19 protein-coding genes are annotated in these 24451 nt (G+C 36.5%); 8 read left to right on the top strand and 11 right to left on the bottom strand.

Going from position 1 to position 24451, the window contains the following annotated elements; all coding sequences use genetic code 11:
* The first annotated feature begins 295 nt into the window (after window positions 1-295).
* The 5 genes from IPJ83_03115 to IPJ83_03135 all read left to right on the top strand — a co-directional run bounded on the left by IPJ83_03115 (window position 296) and on the right by IPJ83_03135 (window position 7344).
* On the top strand, window positions 296-2839 hold the full coding sequence (locus tag IPJ83_03115) for a T9SS type A sorting domain-containing protein (GenBank protein MBK7879537.1): 2544 nt from the start codon (window positions 296-298) through the stop codon (window positions 2837-2839).
* A 94-nt stretch (window positions 2840-2933) separates the two neighbouring features.
* Window positions 2934-3944: a hypothetical protein gene (locus tag IPJ83_03120; GenBank protein MBK7879538.1), complete on the top strand. Its 1011-nt coding sequence runs from the start codon at window positions 2934-2936 to the stop codon at window positions 3942-3944.
* A 349-nt stretch (window positions 3945-4293) separates the two neighbouring features.
* Window positions 4294-4809: an SET domain-containing protein-lysine N-methyltransferase gene (locus tag IPJ83_03125; protein MBK7879539.1), complete on the top strand. Its 516-nt coding sequence runs from the start codon at window positions 4294-4296 to the stop codon at window positions 4807-4809.
* Window positions 4784-5878 (top strand): ATP-grasp domain-containing protein, encoded by a 1095-nt coding sequence (locus tag IPJ83_03130; protein MBK7879540.1) that lies wholly within the window; start codon window positions 4784-4786, stop codon window positions 5876-5878. The genes IPJ83_03125 and IPJ83_03130 overlap by 26 nt, the downstream gene beginning before the upstream one ends.
* Window positions 5875-7344 (top strand): SET domain-containing protein-lysine N-methyltransferase, encoded by a 1470-nt coding sequence (locus IPJ83_03135; GenBank protein MBK7879541.1) that lies wholly within the window; start codon window positions 5875-5877, stop codon window positions 7342-7344. Before IPJ83_03130 ends, IPJ83_03135 begins: the two co-directional genes overlap by 4 nt.
* 112 nt (window positions 7345-7456) lie before the next feature.
* Here IPJ83_03135 and IPJ83_03140 read toward each other — a convergent pair whose 3' ends face one another.
* Complete coding sequence (locus IPJ83_03140; protein MBK7879542.1) at window positions 7457-7777, bottom strand: hypothetical protein; 321 nt, start codon at window positions 7775-7777, stop codon at window positions 7457-7459.
* A 172-nt stretch (window positions 7778-7949) separates the two neighbouring features.
* Here IPJ83_03140 and IPJ83_03145 point away from each other — a divergent pair, with 172 nt between their 5' ends.
* Window positions 7950-10532 (top strand): DNA gyrase/topoisomerase IV subunit A, encoded by a 2583-nt coding sequence (locus IPJ83_03145; GenBank protein ID MBK7879543.1) that lies wholly within the window; start codon window positions 7950-7952, stop codon window positions 10530-10532.
* A 35-nt stretch (window positions 10533-10567) separates the two neighbouring features.
* Entirely contained in the window at window positions 10568-11881 is a 1314-nt protein-coding gene (murA, locus tag IPJ83_03150) for a UDP-N-acetylglucosamine 1-carboxyvinyltransferase (GenBank protein ID MBK7879544.1), read from the top strand.
* Window positions 11882-12006: 125 nt separating this feature from the next.
* On the opposite strand, the gene IPJ83_03155 is transcribed toward murA, so the two are convergent.
* From IPJ83_03155 to IPJ83_03195, 9 genes are all read right to left on the bottom strand, one after another.
* Window positions 12007-13701 carry a hypothetical protein gene (locus IPJ83_03155; protein MBK7879545.1) on the bottom strand — a complete coding sequence of 565 codons (1695 nt, stop codon included), beginning with the start codon at window positions 13699-13701 and terminating at the stop codon, window positions 12007-12009.
* A gap of 2 nt (window positions 13702-13703) precedes the next feature.
* Entirely contained in the window at window positions 13704-14762 is a 1059-nt protein-coding gene (lpxK, locus tag IPJ83_03160; protein ID MBK7879546.1) for a tetraacyldisaccharide 4'-kinase, read from the bottom strand.
* Window positions 14763-14779: 17 nt separating this feature from the next.
* Window positions 14780-15454 (bottom strand): PorT family protein, encoded by a 675-nt coding sequence (locus IPJ83_03165; protein ID MBK7879547.1) that lies wholly within the window; start codon window positions 15452-15454, stop codon window positions 14780-14782.
* A 66-nt stretch (window positions 15455-15520) separates the two neighbouring features.
* Complete coding sequence (locus IPJ83_03170; protein ID MBK7879548.1) at window positions 15521-16822, bottom strand: DUF2851 family protein; 1302 nt, start codon at window positions 16820-16822, stop codon at window positions 15521-15523.
* On the bottom strand, window positions 16819-17307 hold the full coding sequence (locus IPJ83_03175; GenBank protein ID MBK7879549.1) for a dihydrofolate reductase: 489 nt from the start codon (window positions 17305-17307) through the stop codon (window positions 16819-16821). Before IPJ83_03175 ends, IPJ83_03170 begins: the two co-directional genes overlap by 4 nt.
* Entirely contained in the window at window positions 17307-19154 is a 1848-nt protein-coding gene (gene mrdA, locus IPJ83_03180; protein MBK7879550.1) for a penicillin-binding protein 2, read from the bottom strand. Before mrdA ends, IPJ83_03175 begins: the two co-directional genes overlap by 1 nt.
* 3 nt (window positions 19155-19157) lie before the next feature.
* Complete coding sequence (locus IPJ83_03185) at window positions 19158-19679, bottom strand: hypothetical protein (protein MBK7879551.1); 522 nt, start codon at window positions 19677-19679, stop codon at window positions 19158-19160.
* The gene (gene mreC, locus IPJ83_03190) at window positions 19672-20514 is read right to left on the bottom strand and encodes a rod shape-determining protein MreC (GenBank protein MBK7879552.1); all 843 of its coding nucleotides are present in this window, start codon (window positions 20512-20514) and stop codon (window positions 19672-19674) included. The genes IPJ83_03185 and mreC overlap by 8 nt, the downstream gene beginning before the upstream one ends.
* A 51-nt stretch (window positions 20515-20565) precedes the next feature.
* Window positions 20566-21597 carry a rod shape-determining protein gene (locus IPJ83_03195; protein ID MBK7879553.1) on the bottom strand — a complete coding sequence of 344 codons (1032 nt, stop codon included), beginning with the start codon at window positions 21595-21597 and terminating at the stop codon, window positions 20566-20568.
* A gap of 280 nt (window positions 21598-21877) precedes the next feature.
* Between IPJ83_03195 and IPJ83_03200 the strand changes: the two genes are divergently transcribed.
* Window positions 21878-23116, top strand: a complete 1239-nt coding sequence (locus IPJ83_03200; protein ID MBK7879554.1) for an HlyC/CorC family transporter — start codon at window positions 21878-21880, stop codon at window positions 23114-23116.
* Between the two features lie 79 nt (window positions 23117-23195).
* On the opposite strand, the gene IPJ83_03205 is transcribed toward IPJ83_03200, so the two are convergent.
* Window positions 23196-24434 (bottom strand): ABC transporter permease, encoded by a 1239-nt coding sequence (locus IPJ83_03205; protein ID MBK7879555.1) that lies wholly within the window; start codon window positions 24432-24434, stop codon window positions 23196-23198.
* Window positions 24435-24451: the final 17 nt, after the last annotated feature.

Raw genomic sequence — 24451 nt, forward strand, 5'->3', positions numbered from 1 at the left:
ACAATCTAGGCCATAAAAATTGCACATCCCGTAACAAAACAAATAACCTGCTCAACAATAATCAAAACAGACGAACAGAAGTACTTGAACAAATTATCAAATTTTTGAGCCGGGTGTCAGGTCAAGTCGTGGTTATTACAAATTAGCAGCTTTGGATTTAATTTTTATCCTAATTTTCAAAAGTCAATTTTGTGTGTATTGTCCAATTTAATTTATTTTTCACCTTTGATTTATTCCAATTGGTTTCAACCCAATTTATTTTAGCATCGCAACATTAATTGGTTATTTTTACCTTATGAAGTGGTTGTTAATATTGTACCTATTTATTTATTCGGCTTGTAGCATTAACCCTCCTGCTCAAACAAAGACAGTTAAAGTTGAAGCTGGTAATGCTTTGGATTATTTTTATTATTCAAGGTCTTACCCTGAACAGTCAATTAATATGGATCAATTCACTAATGAATATCAAAAATACATTCGCAACAAGATTACAAGCCGCACCACACCCATTGATTCCTGGGCGGCAATGGGGCCTCTGAATTATGCAGGCAGGTGTCTTGAAATCCAATACAACAATCAAAACCCAAACACCCTTTTTGTAGGTACCGCCGGTGCAGGATTATGGAGATCATATACAGCCGGAGTCGGTCCAAAAGCATGGCATCATGTTTCTACCGGATATCCTGTTTTATCAGTTTCCTGTATGGCAATACATCCAACTGACAGCAATACCCTTTATATAGGCACAGGAGAAGTATATAATTATGGTAATGTTGGAACAGGACACAGTGTTTGGCGGACGCGAGGAAGTTATGGAATCGGCATTTTAAAATCAACCGATGGCGGGACTTCCTGGAAGCCATCCCTGGATTGGTCCAGGGAAGATCTGAAAGGTGTGAATAAAATTATTATAGATTATAGAAATGCAGCAAGAATTATAGCAGGAACTTCTGAGGGTATATTTATTAGCGAGGACAATGGACACACTTGGAAACAATCACTTAAAGTAATAAACGTTACTGATTTAATCCAAAAAAATGACAATCCTGATATAATAGTTGCTGCGGCAGGTAATCTATTATCCAGGGATGGTGGAATTTATAAATCCTTGGATGGAGGAGTGAGTTGGACTAAAAGTGGAATTGGATTTCCTGCTTTTAATGGTAAAGTGATGTTGACTAAAGATCCTTCTAATTCTAACAGAATTTTAGCCAGTGTGGGATCTCCGGTTGGCAATGCATCTGAAATTCAGGAGAGCAATAATTTTGGAGATCAATGGCAAAGTCTTGGTGCTGCCTTGCGCTATACTTATTATTGGATTGCCCACGACATCAGCGTACACCCAGGTAATCCTTATGATATTTTATGTGGTGGTGTGGAAGTTTTTAAGTTCAATCGCGCTTCTTCCTCCCTTGAAAGGCGCAGTCAATGGAATGCCTGGTATTATGATAACATTAAAATTGGCGGGCCGGAAGGAGATTCGAGTTATGTCCATGCAGATATTCATGACATCATCCGACATCCTAACCATCCTGATGTAGTGTATCTGGCAACGGACGGGGGTGTTTTCAGGACATTAAATAATGGTGTAAGTTTTGAAGGTTGCAATGGTTTGTTACAGACGGTCCAATTTTATCCATCGTGTTCTAATTCCTCACAAGATTCCAATTTTTTCATTGGAGGCCTTCAGGACAATGCAACAGCGGTATATGAAGGTAAACCTGAATGGAGAAGGGTGATCGGAGGAGATGGGGGATTCACCTGTATTGATCCTACGAATGATCAAAAAGTATACGGGAGTATTTATTGGCTTGCTGCATTTAGATCGATCGATAGGGCGAAGACATTTCAGTATATTTTCCCACAACAGAGTGCGAACACTGCAAATTTTATTGCACCAATTTGTTTATGTGAAGCAGAAGAGAACATACTTGCTACCTCCGGAGATACTTTTTATCTTACTGAAAATGGTGGCGCCTCCTGGACTAAACCGATACAGGGTTCTTTGATTGATTCCGGAAGAATTTGTAATGCCTTAAGTTTTGCTCCTTCTGATTGTAATTATTTATATGCATCTACCACTCCTTTCAAACAAGGAATCCAGGGCGCGGTGGTTCGAAAGGGAAATGCGCAATGTATTCGAAGTAAAGACAAAGGCAGAACCTGGACTAATATACAAGCCGGAATTCCAAATCGGATCGTAATGGATTTTGCTGTTGATCCAAATATACCTCAAAGGGTTTTTGCTGTTTGTTCCGGTTTTGGTACACCGCATGTATTTTTTTCTGAAGATGCAGGTTTGAATTGGTTGCCCCTGACGAATGGACTTCCTGATGTCCCTTTTAATTCTGTCTTAATTGATCCATTCCAACCAGAGCATATCTATGTAGGTTCGGACTTAGGTGTTTGGTTCAGCAGTAATTCAGGCAAGGATTGGGAAAGTTTCAATGAAGGTTTGGTGGAAGCCTGTCTTGTTATGGACCTAAGTATTTCCAAGGCAAATAAAAAATTGAGAATTGGCACTCATGGGCGGGGGATGTTTGAACGAAGTCTGGTTTCCAGCTTTGTGTCTGTTGCTTCTGAAAATATTAAACAGGAAATTAATCTATTCAGCTTTTACCCCAATCCGGTAAAGGACTATATCCTCATAAAATCAAGTAAAAAAGCATTTTCAGGATCTCCACTTGTTATGTGTGATGTTTTGGGTCACCCACTCAAGACAATTAAATTACAAGAAGGTGAACAGAAAATTGATCTAGCCAATTTTCTGCCGGGGATATATTGGTTAATCTTAAGAAATGGCGGACTAAGCCAATCGGAAGTTTTTACCATTCAATAATTTCTGGGAACTAGCTGGAGGAATTTTTGTTTATATGGAGTATTTTCTACCTTCGTAGACTTTAGAAATTTTAAAACATTTTAAAAAACTAACAATGAAACTAACTGCTTTTTCAAGATTCCTTATTGTGATGCTTATCCTTGGAGGAATATTTATGTTATACAGGAAATTTGGTCCTGGGCTAGTGGAAAAATATGGCGCAAAAACGGAAGTTCAGGAGGGCACATCTGCTACATCTGAGCAGACGACTACAGAGCCGAATACAGAAAACAATAACCAGGCTGCTTCTGAAACGCCAAGAGTAAGTTTTGATTATACTGCTCCTGTTCCGGTGAATGGAAAATTGAAGGGTGTTGTAGAGCTTGGTGCTTCCGGTTTCAATTCCTTTATTGTTAGAATAGATGCCAATAAAAATTGGAAGCTTGAAAAAGCAGAATTTGGATCCAGTCTGGTTTATGAAAATATGGCAACTGATGATGATGTGCGTAACGGTCTAAAAAATTATATTCGTGGAATGCTCGATTTTGGAGTAGGAGGCAAGGACATTCACTTTGTTGTAAGTTCGGGGGCAAAGACCGAGCCCAAGGTCATTAAAATTTCAAAAGGCCTTAAGGATTTGGGCTATTTTGTAAATGAGGTAACACCGCAACAAGAAGGTACTTATGGGTTGAATTGCGTCCTCCCGGCTTCATTTGAAAATAATTCATTTATGGTGGATATTGGTTCCGGAAATACAAAAGTGTCTTATAAGTTAAATGGAAAAATCAATGCCTATGAATCTCATGGATCCAAATATTTTCAAAGAGGATTAAGTGACGATCAGGTTTATAAAGATGTGCGTAAGGTATTGAGTCAGGTTCCTGAAAGTAACAGAGCCAATTGTTTCATTATTGGAGGTATACCATTTGAATTGGCAAAGCAGGTCAGAAATGGCAAAGAAAGATATACTGTTTTAAAAGCTCCGCAGGATTACACCTCTACTGGTGAAAAACAGAAAGCAGGTTTAAATATTTACAAAGCTTTAGCCGACGAAACAGGTTGTAAGACATTTGTATTTGATTGGGATGCTAATTTTACCATTGGATTCCTTCTTGGGTTGAAGTAATTTATCGTATCTATTTAGATATTACCCTATACAAGCAATAACCTGTTGTTGATTGTATAGGGTTTTTTTATAGGTAAAATTTTGGAAGTCCATTATTATTTAGTAAGTTTTATTTTCCATTATATAGATTTCAGAGTATTCAAGTGATACTAAATACCTCTAATCATTTGAAATTTGATTTATACTTCATTGAAACTGAATCCATCCTCCAACTAAACTGAATATTTTATTTAAGCATATTTATAGATATTCCGTTCATAAAAAAGGACAAACAAAGTCTTTTGAAAAATACCCATTATTTATTTTTTAAATAGGCAATAAATATCATCTTTACATAAATTTAAATCATTTGGAAAAAACATATTATTGTCCTGATCTATTGTGGGAAACTATTGAAGAAATTGATGGGGTGTTAAATCTTAAAAGAGCTAAGGATAAGAATGTGCAAGCTTTATTTACCAGCACGCCATTTTTAAAAGGTGAGACCATAATACAGTTCAGTGCAAATGAAATTTTAGAAAGACCTACATATCTAACGGTACAGACTGGTCCGGACAGGCATATAACTCTGGAACCACAATTCCTTCAATATATCAATCACAGTTGTGATCCAAATATTATTTTTGATGTTGATCAAATGATGATAATAGCGATAAAGGATATTGGTAATGGGGAGGAGTTAAAGTTTTTTTATCCTTCAACAGAATGGGAAATGGACCAGCCTTTTATCTGTAATTGTGGTTCTTCACAATGTTTGGGATTGATATCGGGCGCATTAGCTATTGATTCTGATGCCAGACATCGTTATCAGGTAAGCAATTATATCAAAAGCAAGTGGAGTGAATCGGATCAAAGGAAAGTATGAATCTTATTCGGTTTGGATTCTTATCCCGCAATTGGATGCAGTGGACGAGAATATTGCTTACTACTATGATTTCGATCAAAGTTTTCAGGAATACAATAGAGTATTTGATGAGTTAAAAGTGGAATGGCATTGGCAGCCGGTTAGCTTAAATAATTTCAGTGAGGTGTTATCTAATATTAAGCAGATGGTTACCACTAAAATTCCATTGATTATTAATTTGTGTGATGGTGACGAAATAAATGATACACCAGGTGTAAGCGTTATTCATGAACTTGAACGGTTGGATTTTATTTATACAGGTGCCCAATCTTACTTCTACGACATTACGACATCTAAAATCGACATGAAAGTCCAGTTGGATAATCATCAAGTCCCGAATGCTGACTGGGAAGTCATTCAAGATAATGGAGAGAATATACAAAGCATATTTAAGCGTTTGGGTAAACCTCTTATTATAAAGCCTGCAATTTCAGGAGGAAGCATGGGCCTTGGAATAAAAAATGTTGTGAAGACGGAGGAAGAGTGTATGGAGCGATTAAAGGAGATGAAATCTGGATATCGAGGATGGAACCTTGCTGCAGGAGGAATATTTATTGAACGTTTTATCCAAGGGAGAGAATTTACTACTTTGTTGGTGGGATCTTTCCAACAGCCGGATAAAATTAAATGCTATACTCCGGTTGAACGAGTATTCAGTAAGAATATTCCAAAAACCGAACAAATACTATCCTTTGACAGATTGTGGGAAACCTACGATGATGAAAAAGAACTTGCCGGTAATGAATTTTTGTTTAACTATTTTTTACCTGAAGCCGAGCTAATACCCCAATTGAATCAATTAAGTTTAGAGACATATATTAGTCTTAAAGGAACAGGATATACACGGATTGATATTCGTATGGATGAAAATACAGGAAAGATGTTTGTGTTGGAGGCAAATGCCCAGTGTGGTTTGAGTGAAGATGAAAATTATACTTCGATAGGGGCGATTATAAGATTAAGTTCTATTTCTTTTACCCAATTAATTGCGGACATAATGGACGATGCCATAAATAGAAAAGTATCATGAGAATTTGTGTTTTACAACCAGATTATGGATCTTCATCAGTGGATTATCAGAATTATGATCCCAGAAGGGATTTATCCAGTCTGATGCCTGAAGCTACTATTGATCACGTTTTTTTGAATAAGCTTACTACTTATAAGCAACTGAAAGAATTGTCTGGACATTCTTATGATGTATTTCTCAATCTTTGTGAAGGCTATCTCGAATGGGATATTCCTTCCATAGATGTTATCCATAGTTTGGAATTGCTTAATCTTCCGTATACAGGTCCAAACGCTGAATTGTATGATCCACCAAAAGACTTAATGAAATATGTCGCATATTGTGAAGGCATCAATACACCGGCATATTACAAGGTAAACGATCAGTCAGACTTGAGTTCTATCACTAATCATCTGAAATTTCCAATGTTTGTTAAACCAATAAAAGCAGGTGATAGCCTTGGAATAGACGATCAATCAAAAGTTAATACACCACAAAATCTTTTTAAAAAAATTGAGTCTTTAAGAAATGAATACCGGGATATCCTCATTGAAGAATATATTCCGGGAAGAGAGTTCACCGTCCTTGTGGTTGCAGATGAAAGTAAGCCAAGGAAATGCCGGAGTTTTAAACCAGTAGAATATATTTTTCCTGAAAATTTTGCTTATAAAACATATACCTTAAAGACTTCAGAATTGCATCCTGAAGCCAATAAACCATGTGAGGACAAAAAACTGGACAAAATTTTAAGGGAAGCAGCTGAAAGAATTTTCAAAGCTTTCAATGGTGTTGGATATGCAAGATTGGATTTCCGAGTGACCGATTCAAATGAAGTTTATTTTTTAGAAATCAATTTTACATGTTCCGTTTTTTATTCTGAAGGTTATGAGGGATCGGCAGATTATATTTTGAAATATGACGGAATCGGGCAGGAAGGCTTTTTGAGACTGATTGTTGATGAGGGGATAAAAAGGTATAAATCCAGATCTAAAAAGTATGAGATGAAGGGCAACGCCATTTCAGGATTTGGAATTTATGCAAAGATGGGATTTAAGAAAGGAGAAGTTATATTTAAGGGTGAGGAGCGAGCACAAAGAATAGTAACTAAGCGATATGTCCACAAAAACTGGAATATAGATGATAAGAGATTTTTCAAACAATACGCATATCCTTTGAGCAATCAGGTGTATTGTTTGTGGGACAATAATCCTACGGAATGGGCGCCTCAAAATCATAGTTGCGATCCAAATACACAATATAAAGGACTTGACGTAATAGCGCTCAGAGAAATTTTTCCCGGAGAGGAGTTAAGTCTGGATTATGCAAATTTTCTAGATGAGCAAGCGGAGTCTTTTGTATGTCAATGCAATTCTCCAAAGTGCAAAGGTGTTATTTCGGGGGTCCAGAATAATTCTGTAAGCAAGAGAGAAGATGTTCAAGATATGCGTGTGCAAAATCGTGTTTTGAAAACTATCGATCGTCAGTGATTACCGAATGAATATATTATTTTACTGAAATTTTAATTGAAATATATTTATGTCGAAGCTTAAAGAAAGGCCCCAGGGCAATTTCTACCCGGGGGCCTGTGGTATTCCATAATTACCAATTTCTTCTTCTTTCCCGATCATGTTTTTCTCTGTAGATATGTTCGTCCGTTTTGCACCTTAAAGCTCTTAATTCGCGTTTTTCTCTTTTTGTTAGACGACCATCGCTCCATGCTTGTCTGTATGCCCATTTTAATCTTTTATGATTCTGTTTAAGATGAACATATTCCCTATTTGTTAGGTCTCCATTCCGCTTGCCATTTTCTATTCTTTCCTTTTGATGGTGACGTCTGTGATTTCCAGGTCCTGGCTGTGCGCTTAGTATTGCTACGGAAATAAGTGTCATCAAAGCGGATAAAAAAATCTTGTTTTTCATATAGATAAAATTTAATTGTGATGGTTTGACCTGAGGACGTCCATTTAGATTAAATTGTCCGGTGGCTTTAATAATAATTTAACCAAAAAGGCAAACCTGTTATGAAATGACATATATATATTATTTATAATATATCAAAATATGCTAACTTTGCCCCTACTCAAACTCGATTATGGAAAATCAGGATGTTCCTTTGCAAGAAGGCGATCATATATTAACCCTTGATGGGATGTACCAGGATTACTTTTTGGATTATGCCTCTTATGTAATTCTAGAAAGGGCAGTGCCGGCTATTGAAGACGGTTTAAAACCGGTCCAACGAAGGATCCTCCACAGTATGTATGAAAAGGAAGATGGTCGTTATCACAAGGTGGCCAACCTGATCGGGCATACCATGCAATATCATCCGCACGGAGATGCAGCTATAGGGGATGCTTTGGTAAATCTGGGTCAAAAGGACCTGTTAATTGATACCCAAGGTAACTGGGGCGATTTCCGTACAGGAGATTCTGCGGCAGCTCCAAGATACATAGAAGCCAGATTGACCAAGTTTGCCCTGGAGGTAGCCTTCAATCCACAGTTGACTGAGTGGCAATTATCTTATGATGGAAGGAATAAAGAGCCGGAAGTACTTCCAATGAAATTTCCATTATTATTGGCACAAGGTGTAGAGGGTATTGCAGTTGGATTGGCAACTAAAATTCTGCCGCACAATTTTATTGAAATCATCAAGGCTTCCATTCAATATTTAAAAGGCAATAAGGTAAAAATTTATCCTGATTTTGAAACCGGTGGCCAAATCGATGTTTCGGATTATCAGCAAGGGGCACGTGGAGGCAAGGTAAAAATCAGAGCAAAAATTGAGGTAGAGGACAAGAAATTTTTAGTGATCAGGGAGTTACCGTTTTCCGTGACGACCACTTCATTGATTGAATCTATTGTAAAAGCATCAGAGAAGGGTAAGATTAAAATAAAACAAGTCTCTGACAACACAGCAAAAGATGTTGAGATAAGAATTGAAATACAACCCGGGGTTTCACCTGAGGTTACCATAGACGCGCTATATGCTTTTACGAGTTGTGAAATATCCATTTCGCCTAACGCTTGTGTCATTGTAAAAGATAGCCCTGTTTTTCTAAGCGTGCAGGATATTTTGAGAATCTCAACAGAAAACACCAGGATTCTTTTGGGTAAAGAGTTAGATTTTAGAAAAAATGAGTTGCTTGAAAAATGGCATCTTACTTCACTCGAAAAAATATTCATTGAAAACAGGATTTACCGCGATATTGAAGAATGTACAAGTTGGCAACAAGTAGTAGAAAATATTGAAGCAGGCCTCGCCAAATACGTGATTACACCTGAAATGAATATTAAATCAGCAGATAAACGTATCAGGCTTAATCGTTCCATTACCCTGGATGACATAACTCATCTCACTGAAATTAGGATTAAGAGAATATCTAAGTATAATAAATTTCAAACGGATGAGAATTTGAAGAATCTGGAATCAGAAATTGATCAGGTTAAACATCATTTGGCTCATCTTACAGATTATACAATTGCTTATTTTGAAAATCTGCTTAGTAAATATGGTAAAGGTAAAGAGCGCAGAACAAGATTGATGGAATTTGAATCCATACAGGCTACACAAGTAGTGGCAAACAATGCAAGACTTTATGTAAATCGTGAAGAAGGATTTATCGGATGGGGATTGAAGAAAGATGAGTTTGTTAAAGAATGTTCAGATATAGATGATATCATTGTATTTAGGTCTGATGCCAAATGCATAGTGAGCAGGATATCTGAAAAAACATTTGTAGGAAAAGATATCCTGCATGTGGATGTATGGAGAAAGGGAGATGAACGAACAACCTATAACCTAATTTATATTGATGGGGAAACAGGTAAGGCGATGGCCAAGAGATTTAATGTGACTGGTGTGACCAGAGATAAAGAATATGATCTTACTAAGGGACATCCAAAATCTAAGGCCTTGTATTTTTCTGCAAATCCGGAAGGAGAGGCGGAAATAGTAAGTATTCAGCTTACTGCGGGATGTTCTGCAAAAATTAAACAATTCGATTTTAATTTTTCCGAATTGGACATAAAAGGCAGGAGCTCGCAGGGTAATATCGTAACCAAATATCCTGTTAGAAAAGTAAGTTTGAAGGAAAAGGGTAAATCCACACTTACTGCGCAATCTATTTGGTATGATGAAAATACCGGAAGACTTAATACAGATGGAAGGGGAAGATCTTTGGGGGGACTAAATAAAGGAGATTTGTTGCTTGCCTTTTACAAAACAGGTACTTACGAGATAACGGAATACGATATGAACAACAGATACGCATACGAGGACCTCTTGGTAATTGAAAAATTCAATCCGGATAAAATAGTTTCCGTCATTTATTTTGACGGGGAGAAAAGATGGTCTATGGCAAAAAGATTTAAAATAGAAACTTCAACTCTTGGTCAGAAATTTTCTTTTATTTCCGATCATAAGGATTCAAAATTGTATTTTGTAAGTACGCATAAAAACCCGGAAGTACTTTTTTCATATAAGCGCAAAAATGAAAAAATTGATGAAATTCTTACCCTCAATGAATTTGTTGATGTCAAAGGCTGGAAAGCTTTGGGTAATAAAATCGAAGATCTGAGTTTGCTTAAAGTAATAGACCAGAGTAAACCGGAGAGTAATCCTAAAATTTCAGAGACAGGAAAGCTAAAGCCGGGAGATACCATTGATTTTGATTAAAATAGCGGGAGAAAGAATAATTTTAATTTTATAGCATGAATACAGGAGATAGTTTTGTCGTAACCGGTGGGAATAAATTGCATGGTACATTAACTCCTCAGGGGGCAAAAAATGAAGCCTTACAAATTTTGTGTGCCACTTTACTTACTGAAGAATTGGTGATCATTGAAAATCTCCCAGATATTTTGGACATCAGACACTTGATTGAGCTGATCAGAGGACTTGGTGTAATCGTCACACGTCTAGGACCTAACAGTTATTCTTTTTGTGCGAAGGAGGTAGATCTGGATTATTTTGGGACACATGAGTTTCAATCCAATGCCAGAAAGATAAGAGGTTCAGTTATGCTCCTGGCCCCGTTGCTTGCAAGATACAAAAGAGCGGTTTTGCCAAAACCCGGAGGAGATAAAATTGGCCGACGGAGGTTGGACACTCATTTTCTTGGCTTACAAAAGCTTGGTGCGATTTTTAACTATGATGAGCAATCCAATCAATACAATATCAGTGCTGAAAAATTGAAAGGCACTTATATATTAATGGATGAAATTTCTGTAACAGGCACAGCGAATATCATAATGGCGGCTGTCATGGCAAGTGGAGAGACTACCATTTATAATGCTGCCTGTGAACCATACCTGCAACAACTTTGCCACATGCTGAATAGAATGGGGGCCAAAATAAGGGGAATTGGTTCTAATTTACTGCATATTGAAGGTGTAGAAAAACTTGGCGGAACTACGCATAAGATATTGCCGGACATGATTGAAATTGGTTCTTTTATAAGTCTGGCTGCAATGACACAATCTGAAATTTTAATAAAAGATGCAGGGGTAAAACATTTGGGAATCATTCCGTTTGTTTTTGAAAGAATGGGAGTGTCACTTTTAATCAACGGAGATGACATCCTGGTCCCAGCTCAGGAGGAATACGAGATACAGCAATTTATGGATGGTTCAGTAATGACTATTTATGATGCACCATGGCCCGGATTTACCCCTGACCTTATGAGTGTAATACTGGTCATGGCCATACAGGCTAAGGGCAATGTACTTATTCATCAAAAGATGTTTGAATCAAGGCTGTTTTTTGTAGATAAATTAATTGACATGGGTGCCCAGATCATTTTATGTGATCCTCATCGTGCAGCTGTTAATGGACTCAACAGAAAGTATCCTTTGAGAGGAATAGAAATGACTTCACCCGATATTCGTGCAGGCGTTGCGTTACTGATTGCAGCGCTTTCTGCTCAGGGAAAAAGTGTTATTCATTCCATTCATCAAATTGACAGAGGGTATGAAAGAATTGATGACAGACTCAATGCAATAGGAGCTGAAATTATACGAAAATGATTTTTCTTTTCCTCAGGAGCTGATATTTTATTTATAACTAAAGGAAAAAAAATTGGAGAAGGAAAATGTGCTAATTGTTTTTAATTCTTCTTTGGATTTAGAATGAGATATTTGATCATTTTTTATTAAAAATCAAATCGTTGTCTGTCCAGATTCATTCTTAATCCAGTCATCATCCAGTATGAATTTTCAAACTTATTCAATTGATTAAAACGATAACCAAGATCTAAATCTAAGTAGATTCCTTTCCAAATACGATAGGAGCTATTTAGTTCTATTTTAAATACTTTCACTTTTTCACCCTGCCCAATTTGGTTGTTAAAATCCATTACCCTTTGCGCATTTGATTTTAAAATATTTCCACCAAAGTTTAATCCGTTCTTATCGTTTCCTTTTACATAATGCAGGAAATTAAACTGGCAGGTAATCCTCTCAGAAGGCTGGTAATTGATGCGAAATATTAACTCATTGAAATTGGATCCAAGAGGATGAGCCAGAGATTGGTAATTATGGGAGTAGTTTGCAACACTGTCTCTGAATGAGTAAGTATAAGGCCTAATGGAATTAAATTCTGCCTGAACGTCTAGATTTTTAATTCTAAGAAAATCAAAATAAAATAAACCAAGCTGAATGCTGTACTTATTTCCCCACCATCCGGTTGGCGATCCTACAATTCTGTTGAGTACAAATTCATCAAAAAGCATTTGTCCATAAAATTTTAATGAACTACATGCAATTACTTCGGATTGAAATCCCAATAACACATTATCCGGACTGCCAAGAGATTGTTCCACCCCTCTGTATAAGATTACAGGATTTAAATATTGAAGCTCAAATCCATTTTTTCTGCCAAAGATTACAGATTCAAAGATTCCAAAATTCCACCGCTTATTTATTCTAAAATTTAGGAAATGAGAAGCCATATATTTTTTATCCAACAACCGGTCTACGGAATTGAAACTTCTGTTTTCAGCAGATAATTCTGCAAAGAGGTTCTGGTAGCTTATTGGCCCGAACTGAGAATTTATTTTTAGAAACAAGTACGGGCTTGAAAAGTCCGACAGGAATAAACTTCTTATGCCGTTCCCAATTTTATTTCGGCCATGACCAAAGGTAAGATGCACACTTTTGATCAGGTTAAAATGAACATTTCCTTCTGCTATCAGATAATCGTATGAATTTTTTAAGGTAAGTAATTTACTGTCGTAAATTTTAAGAAATCCTGCCCCGGGAAAGGCCTGATATTCTTTAATAAATTGACCAACATAGTTTGTGGTGCCGATTTGTGTTTCCGTAATTGAAGCATTGAAGAATATCCTGTTGTCCAATCCTCCTGCAATTTTAATTCCTCTTCTGTTGGTAAGCAGATTGGAAGTGGCATCGAAACTTTCGACACCAGCTTTAATCTCAAACATAGGATCTGCCAATACATAGAATGATTTTCTAAGGATGGAATAGAAATGAGAATTGTGGTATAAATATTTAAGGAATGGTTTAGATTTTTCGATATTGGCAAGATCATCCAATGTGTCTTTATGGTAAAAAAGATATTCAGGGTATCTATATAAAATCTCTCTTATTGGTGTACTAATTTCTTTATAAGCATCGGGTGATACATTTTTATTAATACTTCTTAGTTCCGGAATAATTCTGCTTTGCGAAGGATTATTTAAAAAAACGGGAGAAAGGAACAGTGATTTATTTTTTGTTTCAATTTTGTTTATGAGTAATTGGTAAGATTCATTTGACTGGACCAAATTTCCCTGGCCAAAACCAATCTGCTGTGTCATAAGCAGTACCAGTAAAATGAATATTCTCATTTTTATATTTTGAATTCCAAAAGGAAATTTTTAATGGTCTGGTCAAACTGGTCCCTGTTATAGAAATCTACATGAAGAGGGAGTACGTATATATCTATATTTTGACTTTTAAGAAATGATTCATGCAATCGCAGTCGGGTAGCATCTTTCTCCGTAGTGAGTAACATTTTATTGGAATGACTTACCTTGTTAAATTGAGTAAAAATATGTGCAAGCTCTGTTTCCGTAAAATAATGATGGTCTTCAAAGTTATAATCTGTCACAGAAGCTACTTTAGGGGACAAATAATTTATCATGTAGGATGATTGGGCAATTGCACTGATAACCATTAAATCCAGACCCTCATTAAGTTTAAAAATTTTATCCGAATTGAAAATATGATATGGTGTTCCATATTCAAGGAAGGAAAAAAACAATTTTTGTTTTTCTTCAAGTTTTAAATTTTGTCGCCAATGTAAAATTTCTAAATCATTGGGTTGGGTCGGACATTTTGTTACAATAATGATGTCAGCTCTCCGTGCACCATAGCGCCACTCTCTAAGTCGGCCACTGGGTAACAGATAATCTTTAAAATATGGATTTGAATATTCTGTAAGCAGTATGTTAAGACCGGGTGTGACTTCCAGATGTTGAAATGCATCATCCAAAAGTATTGTTTTTATCTCAGGGTGTTGCGACAATAGTTTTGGAATACCAATTGATCTGTTGCTGTTGACTGCAAAAGGAACATCCGGAAACTTGTTTTTAATTTGAACAGGTTCATCCCCTACGTCAAGAGCGGTGTGCAATTGTGTCAATAAAATATGTCCTGAAGTTTTTCGACGATAGCCACGACTCAGAACTGCCACCGGAATATAGTCTTTTAGAAGTCTTATCAGATATTCAATATGTGGGGATTTTCCAGTTCCTCCAACAGTAAGGTTTCCTACACTGATGATGGGAATACTAAATTTGAGTGTTTTAAAAAATCCGGATAAATAAAATCCCTGGTAAATACTTACGCCTAGTCCGTAAAGAAAAGAAATAGGGGCCAGTAGGAGTTGGAGCGTTTTTTTCAAAATAAAATGAAAACTACTGTTTAATCATTCAAGGAGTAATTCAAACTTAATTGTGGAATTGAGAAAACAAAATTTCTTGCAATGTCTCGACTGCTGGATTTAAGATCTACTTTTTCAATGTCAGTTAGAGAATATTCCGGTCTGAGCAATGCTGAAATATTGAGTTTGCCCAGGTTGACCATTGCACCAAAACCCAATACTAGTTCAAATGGACTGGAAGAATAAAGGTCCTTCACATCAGTAAGATTTGGACTGTAGTATCCAAAGCCTCCGGTTCTTGAAGAGTTAGCCGATTGCAAAAGACATATTTGAACTCCGGCATGAAGCAAGAAGGAGACTATTTTTTCAGGATCAGAATTCCATTTTAATAAAAGTGGAAATTTCAAATAATTAAGATCGGTTTTGTAATCTGCAAGGCTGTTGCCGTCAGTAATGTATTTTTGACCCTGTTGTGAAAAAATGATCCCACTTTGAAATCCAAGATTTTTACTTAGATTGTAGCCTACATTTAATCCAAATGAAGGTTTAAAAGTGGCTTTAAAATCCAATACTCCCCCGGCATCGAAGTCATTTTTGTTAAAAATCCAGGAATTCTGAATGCCTAACTGAACACCCATAAACAAACCACTTCTTTGGGCCAGAGCAGGATTTAGGATGGTAACGGCAAACAACAGCAGGAAGTAAAATTTTTTCATGATTCACTTAATTATGGCTAAACAACTGACAAATTTAATTAAAGTCAAACATATATTCAAAAATTGCTATATAATTATATTTTCTTTAGGTGTGTTGGTGTTCATTAAGTGATGTCCTATCCGACATTTCAAGCAAGCATTTTTCAGGCAGTATTCATTAATTTGTTGCAGAACTCCCTGGCTTTGTCTTGCATTCTCTATTTTTTGTCCTGTTTTTATCCAAAGTCTGGTAAATTTATTTTCTTCTGCCTTAATGCATTCAAGAAAGCCAAGGACCTTGTTTTTAAGTACTGAGTCTTGAATGTATTCACCATAGATATACAGGATTGGACAAATGACATTGATCAGTATAGAATCTGCGATTGTGGATCCCAACTTTTTTATGGAAGGTTTTACAGTTGAATTTTCAAAAGTATAATGCATGTCCCAAAATTCAGAAGCTTGAACCTTAAACATTGTCTGAATGTCTTTAAGATGTTCAAGCAGTAGCAGGTTATTGAATGTATTTGGATTTCTATGGAAAAATGCAGCAATTTGAGCAAGTCGAATGGTTGGGAAGTGTGCCGGTCTTAACCTTAAAAAGTTCCATGAATTTTTTTTCATGGGATTAATGTTGTGAAGATTTATTAAAAAAGTTGCTTCTTGTTTTAATTTGGTTAGATATGGATCATTGTGAGGGTCCTCTAACAATCCTGAAGCACCAAAGAGTAATGCTTCCATTTTAAATGGGTCATCTAAATATTTTTTCAATAGACTCCAGGTAACTTTTGTGGTTAACTCACTCATTGCAGAAGAATTCACCGGGGTGACAAGATAATGGCAGAATTTCTGATAAAAAAGGGTCTCCCAATCTGATTTATTGTTGGATAATTGCATCAGCAATAAATCAGTTTTAGAATTAATTCTTTCAATTGAAGCTGATTCTATTTGAGAATGTATGGTCAACATCGGTACATCAGAACGTAAAGTACTACAAGGAATCTGCTGAATATTATTCATCAAGTATTGATAGGTAGATATTTCTGCATCACTAATTAAACTGAACAACTCAAGGGTTGGTATTTCGCAGTGATTAAGAAAAATCGCTTTGTCGTGCTTCCAAACGACATGCAATATGATCGTTGCATAATTGGGATCCACATCATGTTTATGTTTGATCCAGTCTGATGAATGAACATGCATTTCAACATGCCCATTCCAAATTACACCATCTATCTCAATTTGGGCAAAAAGAAAATCGGGGCCTTGGTTGGTGTTGTAAGTGCCGGGTTTAAGAATCTTAAGGGTGTTTCCGTCGGTTGTTTTAAGGTGTAATTGTCTGAGTTTGCCGGTGTGCCAATAATAGTGTATTAAGTCTTCTTTTATCATTTTCGTTTATAAATTAGAAAGGAATAATCATAGTTATTTTTGTCATCGCTTGTATGCTTGTTTTCACTGATAAGGGTCCATTCATTAAAATTAATTTGAGGAAAAAAAACATCTCCGGTTCCATTGAACGCAACCATGGTTAAATACAATTTACTGACCAAATGAAGAGATTGACGATATATCTCTCCACCACCGATGATGAATAATTCCTGTTCATTATTTTCTTTAGCGGTCAGTATTCCTTTTTCAATTGAATTCACAATGATGCAATCAGAAACTATAAAATTTGGATTTTTTGTTACGATAATATTTTTTCTACCCGGTAATGATTTACCGATACTATCAAAGCATTTTCTACCCATTAAGATATGATGCCCCATAGTTTGTTTTTTAAAATATTTTAAATCTGCAGGAAGGTGCCATGGAATTTTATTTTCGTCACCAATTAAGCCCTCAGAATTCATTGCAACAATAGCAGAAATAATCATGTTTTATCTTTTTTAATGAGGTCCTTTTTTTTCATTTTTTCTTCGAGTTCTATTCGAGCTATCTTGCCTTTCAGATATTTTTCGATGATCAAAGATGCAATTGGTGCAGCTATAGCTCCACCCCAGCCTGCATTCTCGACATATACAGCGATGGCAATTTTTGGATTTATTTTTGGGGCAAATGCAAAAAATACGCTGTGATCTTCTCCATGTGGATTCTGTGAAGTTCCTGTTTTACCACAAATGCTGATTTCGGGATTGTAGGCTAATGTAGCCGTTCCGCTGCTAACTGCCAATTCCATTCCATTGATTACGGGTTCATAGTATTTTTTATGAATAGGAATTTCAATTTTTGTTCTGAATCTTTCCGGGATGGTTTGATTCGTTTTGCTGAATTGCTTTATTAAATGGGGTGCATAGTAATGGCCTTGATTAGCAAGGATTGCGGCTAAGTTTGCCATTTGAAGGGTAGTAAGCTGCAATTCACCCTGGCCGATCCCGACAGAGATAATGTATGTGGAACGCCAGTTATCCGTTTTGTATAATCGCGAATAGTAATCGGATGTTGGAATAAATCCACCGTTTTCTGTACTTAGATCGGATTCCAGAGGTTTGCCCAGACCAAATTTTCCGAGATATTTAGATAATAAATCCAAGCCAATTTTTGGTTTATCAAAACCATTAATTTCGATGAGATCTCTAAATGTTTCGATGAAATATGAATTACAGGAATGTTGAAGTGCGACCGACAAATTATACGGGGAAGGATGACGGTGGCAACCATAGGACACATTTTTGTAATAGTATGCACCAGTGCATGCATGAGGAGTATTTTCGTTCAGCACACCTTCCTGCATTGCGATCAAAGCAAGGATTGGTTTAAAGATAGATCCGGGAGGGTAGATGGCTGATGCAGATCGGTCGAAAAGAGGCTTAAGTGTATCTTTAAGTAAATAAGCATAATCTCTACCTCTATTGGGATTAAAACTTAACAGATTCGGATCAAAATTTGGTGAAGAGACTGCTGCAAGAATTTCTCCGGAGGAAGGTTCTATCGCAACTATACTTCCTACTTTATGTTTCATGAGCTCTTCCCCATATTTTTGCAATTCGACATCAATACTCAGCATCATATCATATCCTGAAATTGCGTCCCTGTCCAGTCGACCATTTTCAAAAGAACCTACTTCTCTTCCTAATTTATCTTTGATGACAAAGTGTACTCCTTTTTCCCCCTTCAAATATTCTTCATACTGCTTTTCAAGGCCTGTCACTCCAATGTAATCTCCTAATTTATAAAGTCCTTCAGACTGATCAATATCTCGTTTATTTACTTCACTAATATATCCTAAATAATGAGCACCATATGGTTCAGGATATTTTCTTACGGCTCGTAGTGTAGGATAAAATCCGGGAAACTGATAGAGATTTTCCTGAAATGTGAGGAGGGTTCTTGAATCCAAATTTTTTAAAAAAACAAAAGGTACGGATTTTGAATATTTATTAGAAGACCAGTCTTTTTCAAGATTGATTTTAAACGTTTCCTCATCGATATTAAGCAGTCTGCATAGTTTTTGAGTATCCATGCCAGGCTTAATTTCTTTATACGTAGCGTAAAGATCATAAGCAGGATAATTGATGACCAACAATTTTCCATTACGGTCATAAAATAATCCTCTGGCCGGGAAAATGGTTTTTTGGTTTAGTGTAGTTGCGCTGGCCTTGTTAATGTAGTATGGATCGAACAACTGAAGTTTAGCCAGATTAAAAATAAAAACCAAAGCCAATATTACCAGAAAGGCCCGGAGGAGAATAAATCTAAACTTCCTGCTGTCCTGAGACACCGTTTAATTTTTAGGGTTTAGTAAAATCTGAAGGATAGAAATTACGAACATGGAAACTACAAAGCTCAGTATAGTTTTTATGAGTATTTCTCCCAGATAAACAAAGGTAAAAATTTCCAGACTGAAATAAAAGAAAAAATAAATAAGCATTAAAGCAGATACATACTGAAAAAACCAGAATATACCAAGGGAGTAACCATTGGGTTTCTGGTCAATGGAATATCCTGATTTTGGTTCAAGGAATTTGAGGACAAATGTTCTGCAAGCTGCCATCCAGAGACAAGCGGCTGCGTGTACGCCTATACTGTTATAAAAAAGATCTACTGTTAATCCGGCAATAAAAGCAATGAGCAATACAAAGAATTGGGGGATAGCCATCGGAAGCAATAGAATCGCAACCGGATAAATAATAATGTTTACATACTGATTTGGGGCATCAGAAAGTCGAATGCCTTTCAAAATAAAAACTTGAAAAAGTATAAGGATGATTATCCTAAGCCCGTTGATTCTCCATTCTTTATTCATATTCCCGGGTTAATGATTCAAGGTGTTCTTTTTCTTCTTTAAGATTGTTGTTAATCACATACACCCTATCCACAGTTGTTAAATCTTGACTTGGACTAACGATAATGGTATAGGTGAACGCACCGGGTTCCGCATAAAAACTTTTTACATAGCCTATGGTTAATCCCTTTGGAAAAACAATGGAATATCCGCTTGTCACCAGTGTATCTCCTATGCGAACATCTGCATATTTTTGAATATCCTCCAATTGTAAAATACTCGGATCCCTGTCTTTCCAAATTAATGAACCAAAGAACCCGCTCCGTTTTAAACTGCAACTTATTCTGGAGTTGGAATGAAGAAGCGACATAACTGTTGCAAAATGCCTGGTTGTATCAGTTACTATACCTACCAATCCGCTCAGGGTTATCACTGCCATGCCTGGACTTAAACCATCGAGACCACCCTTGTTTAAAGTGAGATAATTGTTTTTTCTGGAAAGTGAATTATTTATTACACGTGCAGATAGAACGGTATAAGGTTGGACCATAGTTTTAGATAACGTAGAATCCAGAATTGTACTGTCGGATTTTTGAGTCGCCTCCAAATTCAACAATCGCGAAAGTAGTTTTGCATTGTCATCTGCAATTTGATCCGCTTTATCCTTTAGTGAGAAATAGGAAGTGAGGTTTTGGTATTTATTTTTTAATACCGTTGCATAAAGCTGGGCTGTATACAAATAAATTTTATTCTGTTTTTGATTGTAACTTATGATCCAATAGAAACAAATTATCTGAAGTACGAGAAAAAGAATAAACGACCCATTTCTTATGATGATGCGAAGTGCATTTAACATGGAATCAATTTATTATTCGGTAAGTCAGTTTTGTTTTATAAAATCTAAAGACTAGAGACTTTTACGGTCAATTAAAAATGAAAATCTGTCTGTGTTTTTCAATGCTATTCCTGTCCCTCGGACCACAGCCCTTAAAGGGTCGTTGGCCACAATTACGGGAAGATTAGTTTTGAGACTAAGTCTTTTATCCAAACCCCTAAGCAGGGCGCCGCCGCCTGTTAAGTACAGTCCCGTTCTGTATATATCCGACGAAAGTTCCGGAGGTGTGATCTCAAGAGCTTTAAGAACTGCCTCCTCAATTTTCATGATGGATTTATCAAGAGCCCCTACAGTTTCTTCATATCGGATAATGATTTGGCGAGGGATTCCGGTCATGAGGTCACGACCATTTACTGCATAAGGTTCGGGCGGATTGTCCAGATTCATGACTGCGGATCCAACATTTATTTTGATCTTTTCTGCAGTTCGTTCACCAATCAACAAATTATGTTCCCTTCGCATATAATCAATGATGTCCTCTGTAAATTCATCTCCGGCTACTCGAATGGATTGGTCACAAACTATACCCGAAAGAGCGATTACAGCTATTTCAGTTGTTCCGCCACCTATATCGATGACCATATTTCCAACAGGCTCTTCTACATCAAGGCCTATACCAAGTGCTGCAGCCATAGGTTCATGAATCAAATATGTTTCTTTGCTGTCCACATGATCCGCGGAGTCAAAAACTGCCCTTTTTTCCACTTCAGTGATCCCTGATGGAATGCATATAACCATTCTCAAGTGGGTAAAAAACCGCCTTTTGCTTCCGATCATATTGATCATTCCTTGAATCATGTTCTCGGCAGCCTGAAAATCTGCAATGACCCCATCTTTTAGAGGACGGATGGTATCAATGTTTTTATGTGTTTTTTCATGCATCTGCATGGCTTTATTGCCAACTGCAATGGTTTCACCGGTTTTTTTATCCACCGCAACGATGGATGGTTCATCCACCACCACCTTGTCATCCTGCATAATAAGGGTATTTGCTGTGCCAAGGTCTACAGCAAGCTCCTGCATGAACAAATTAAATAGTTTCATCTTTTATGATCTGAAATTCAAACAATTATAACAAATATCACTCCAAAATGTGGGAGGAAGTAAGGAATTTATTCAGGGAAGAGGCGTAAAATTACAATATTTTTAGCGAAAAATGGGTATTTTTTACCAAAGAGGCTATAACTACTTCCCACAAAAAAGCGTGGGTATCATATTATAATATCAGTAAATGCTTAGATTTAAAACATTGAAAATCATTAGATCATGTGAAATATAAGCATTATCTCAAGGTGATCCATATCTTTGTGGCTTAAGTTTTCACATGCTTGTCTTTTGGATTGTATTGTTTTTACTGTTGAGTGCATTTTTTTCAGGCACTGAAATTGCCTTTTTTACAGCCAATAAATTGGGTGTTGAAGTCAGAAAGAACAGGGGGTCTTCCAGTGGCAAAATTTTGTCCGATTTTTATGATCACCCGGATAAATTCATAGCGGTGACCCTTGTAGGCAATAATATAGCTCTTGTAACCCTCTCCTTCCTGCTTACTTCTTTTTTCGGAGAACTTTTGAATCCGCTGTATTTTGAAGAAGGAACCAAAATTGTGGTCAATACATTTTTGGTAACTACAGTCATTTTGATTTTCGGAGAATTCCTGCCCAAAATTCTTTTCAGACTTTACTCTAATGAGTTACTTTCCATTTGTGCATATCCAATATTATTCTTTTATAAACTTCTATATGTGCCTTCCAGACTTATGTCGGGATTGTCCAACTTTATGATTAGAAAATTTATGAAAGAGTCCAAACCTCATTCAAGGTATAGGTTTTCCTTGCTTGATCTGGAGCATTATTTGGATGGCACAATGAATATTTCAGATGAAGATATAGATACAGATATTTTCAAGAATACACTTAATCTAAAACAGGTCAGGGTAAAAAGTTGTATGATCCCAAGAAATGAAATCATACATATAGATGTCTCAGAATCCAAGGAGGATCTCATTACTTTATTTGCTGAATCCAAGTTGTCCAGAATAATTGTAACAGATGGTGACATTGATAATGTACTTGGTTATGTGCATCACCAGCAAATGTTTAAAGATTCAAAAAGCATTAAGTCCATGATCATGGACATGCCATTTGTTCCGGAGACATTAAACGTTTATGACTTAATGGTGCGGATGAATAAATTGAGACTTTCTGTTTCTTGTGTGGTAGATGAATTTGGAGGAACTTCCGGGATTATCACACAGGAGGATATTTTGGAAGAAATTTTTGGCGAAATTGAAGATGAACACGACAGAGAAGAGTTTATTGAAAAAGTGATTTCGGATGATGAATATGTTTTTTCAGGTAGGCTAGAAATCAATTATTTGAATAATACTTATGATTTTAATTTTCCTGAAGGAGAGTATCATACTTTATCCGGTTATTTAATAACCTCCACCGGAAAAATTCCTGAGCAGGGTATGGAAATCGAATTGGATGGGTATAAATTTGTTTTTGAGTTGATGAGTGACACTAAAATTGAGACCGTCAGATTGATCAGAATCACCCAGTAGACTCATACAGTATTACTTTAATTAAATTATTCAATTTTCAATTGCTAAGTTCTTTAACAATAGGATTAAGAAGTAATTCTTATTCAAATCTCAAAGAATCTACAGGGTCTAGTGAAGATGCCTTCAAAGCGGGATATAATCCAGATAGGATACCTACAATAGTGCACACCACAAAACCCAGGATTATCCATGCCCAGGGAATGATAAAGGAACCGCCCATTAATAGGGTAACTATATTACCCACAGGGATTCCCAACAATATTCCTACGATGCCTCCCATTTGACAAATCATCATGGCTTCTATAAGAAATTGGCTTAAAATTGTTTTTCTTGTTGCCCCGAGTGCTTTTGCTATGCCGATTTCCTTCGTTCGTTCTGTAACAGAAACCAGCATAATATTCATAAGTCCAATAGCCGCTCCAAGCAAAGTCATCAAACCGATGGCAATTGTTGCAGCCCTCAATTTTACTGTATTGTCTTTGAGAAACGTGATGATTCCATCACTTTTGTTTATTTCAAAATCATTTTCCTCATAACTCTTAAGGCCCCTGACTATTCTCATCTCGCCGATAGCCTGAGATATCAGATCATCCAATTGTTGGGCTATCGGCACACTTACATTCAAGTCAAAATCCGAGTCCAGTGTAGCATATTCAATTTTTGATTTATTTAATGGGATTAAAACTCTTCTGTCAGCACCCTCATTCATACTTGAACCCTTGGATTTAAGTACGCCTATGATTTGGTATTTTTGGTCGTTGACGGTTATTGTCTGCATCAGAGCTTTTTCAGCATTGTCATCGAACAAAGTTTTGATGATGTCTTTTCCTACAATAGCTTTGCTGATTCCATATTCCAGTTCATGAGTTGAAAAACTTCGACCATACTCAATTTCATACCCCATTACTTTAAAAAAATTTTCATCAATGCCTCTGATTCTTACAGTGGGATTGGTTTTTTTATTTTGATATTTTATGATTCCATTCCCAACAGCACCGTAAGAAATGGAAACAATGGCTTTGTTGCCAAATCGTTCTTTGAATTCCTGGGCTTGTTGGTAACTAACGGAAGGTGATTGTTTTGTTCTTTTTCCCCGATCATGTCTTCTGAAATTTTCAGACTTACGGTCAATCGAAAAGGAGTTTGCTCCAAGGGAATTGAAATTGCTGCTCATGCTGTAAATAATACCGTCAATGGAAGTAAGAATGCCCACCAGAGCAGTAATGCCCAAAGCAATGATTAAAAGGGTTAGTACTGAACGGAGTAAATTGTACCGGACACTTTCAAATGCAAGTCGAATAATTTCTGTTACTTTCATGGATACCCAAAGGTAGT

This window comes from Candidatus Vicinibacter proximus (assembly GCA_016713905.1).
Taxonomy (GTDB): Bacteria; Bacteroidota; Bacteroidia; order Chitinophagales; family Saprospiraceae; genus Vicinibacter; species Vicinibacter proximus.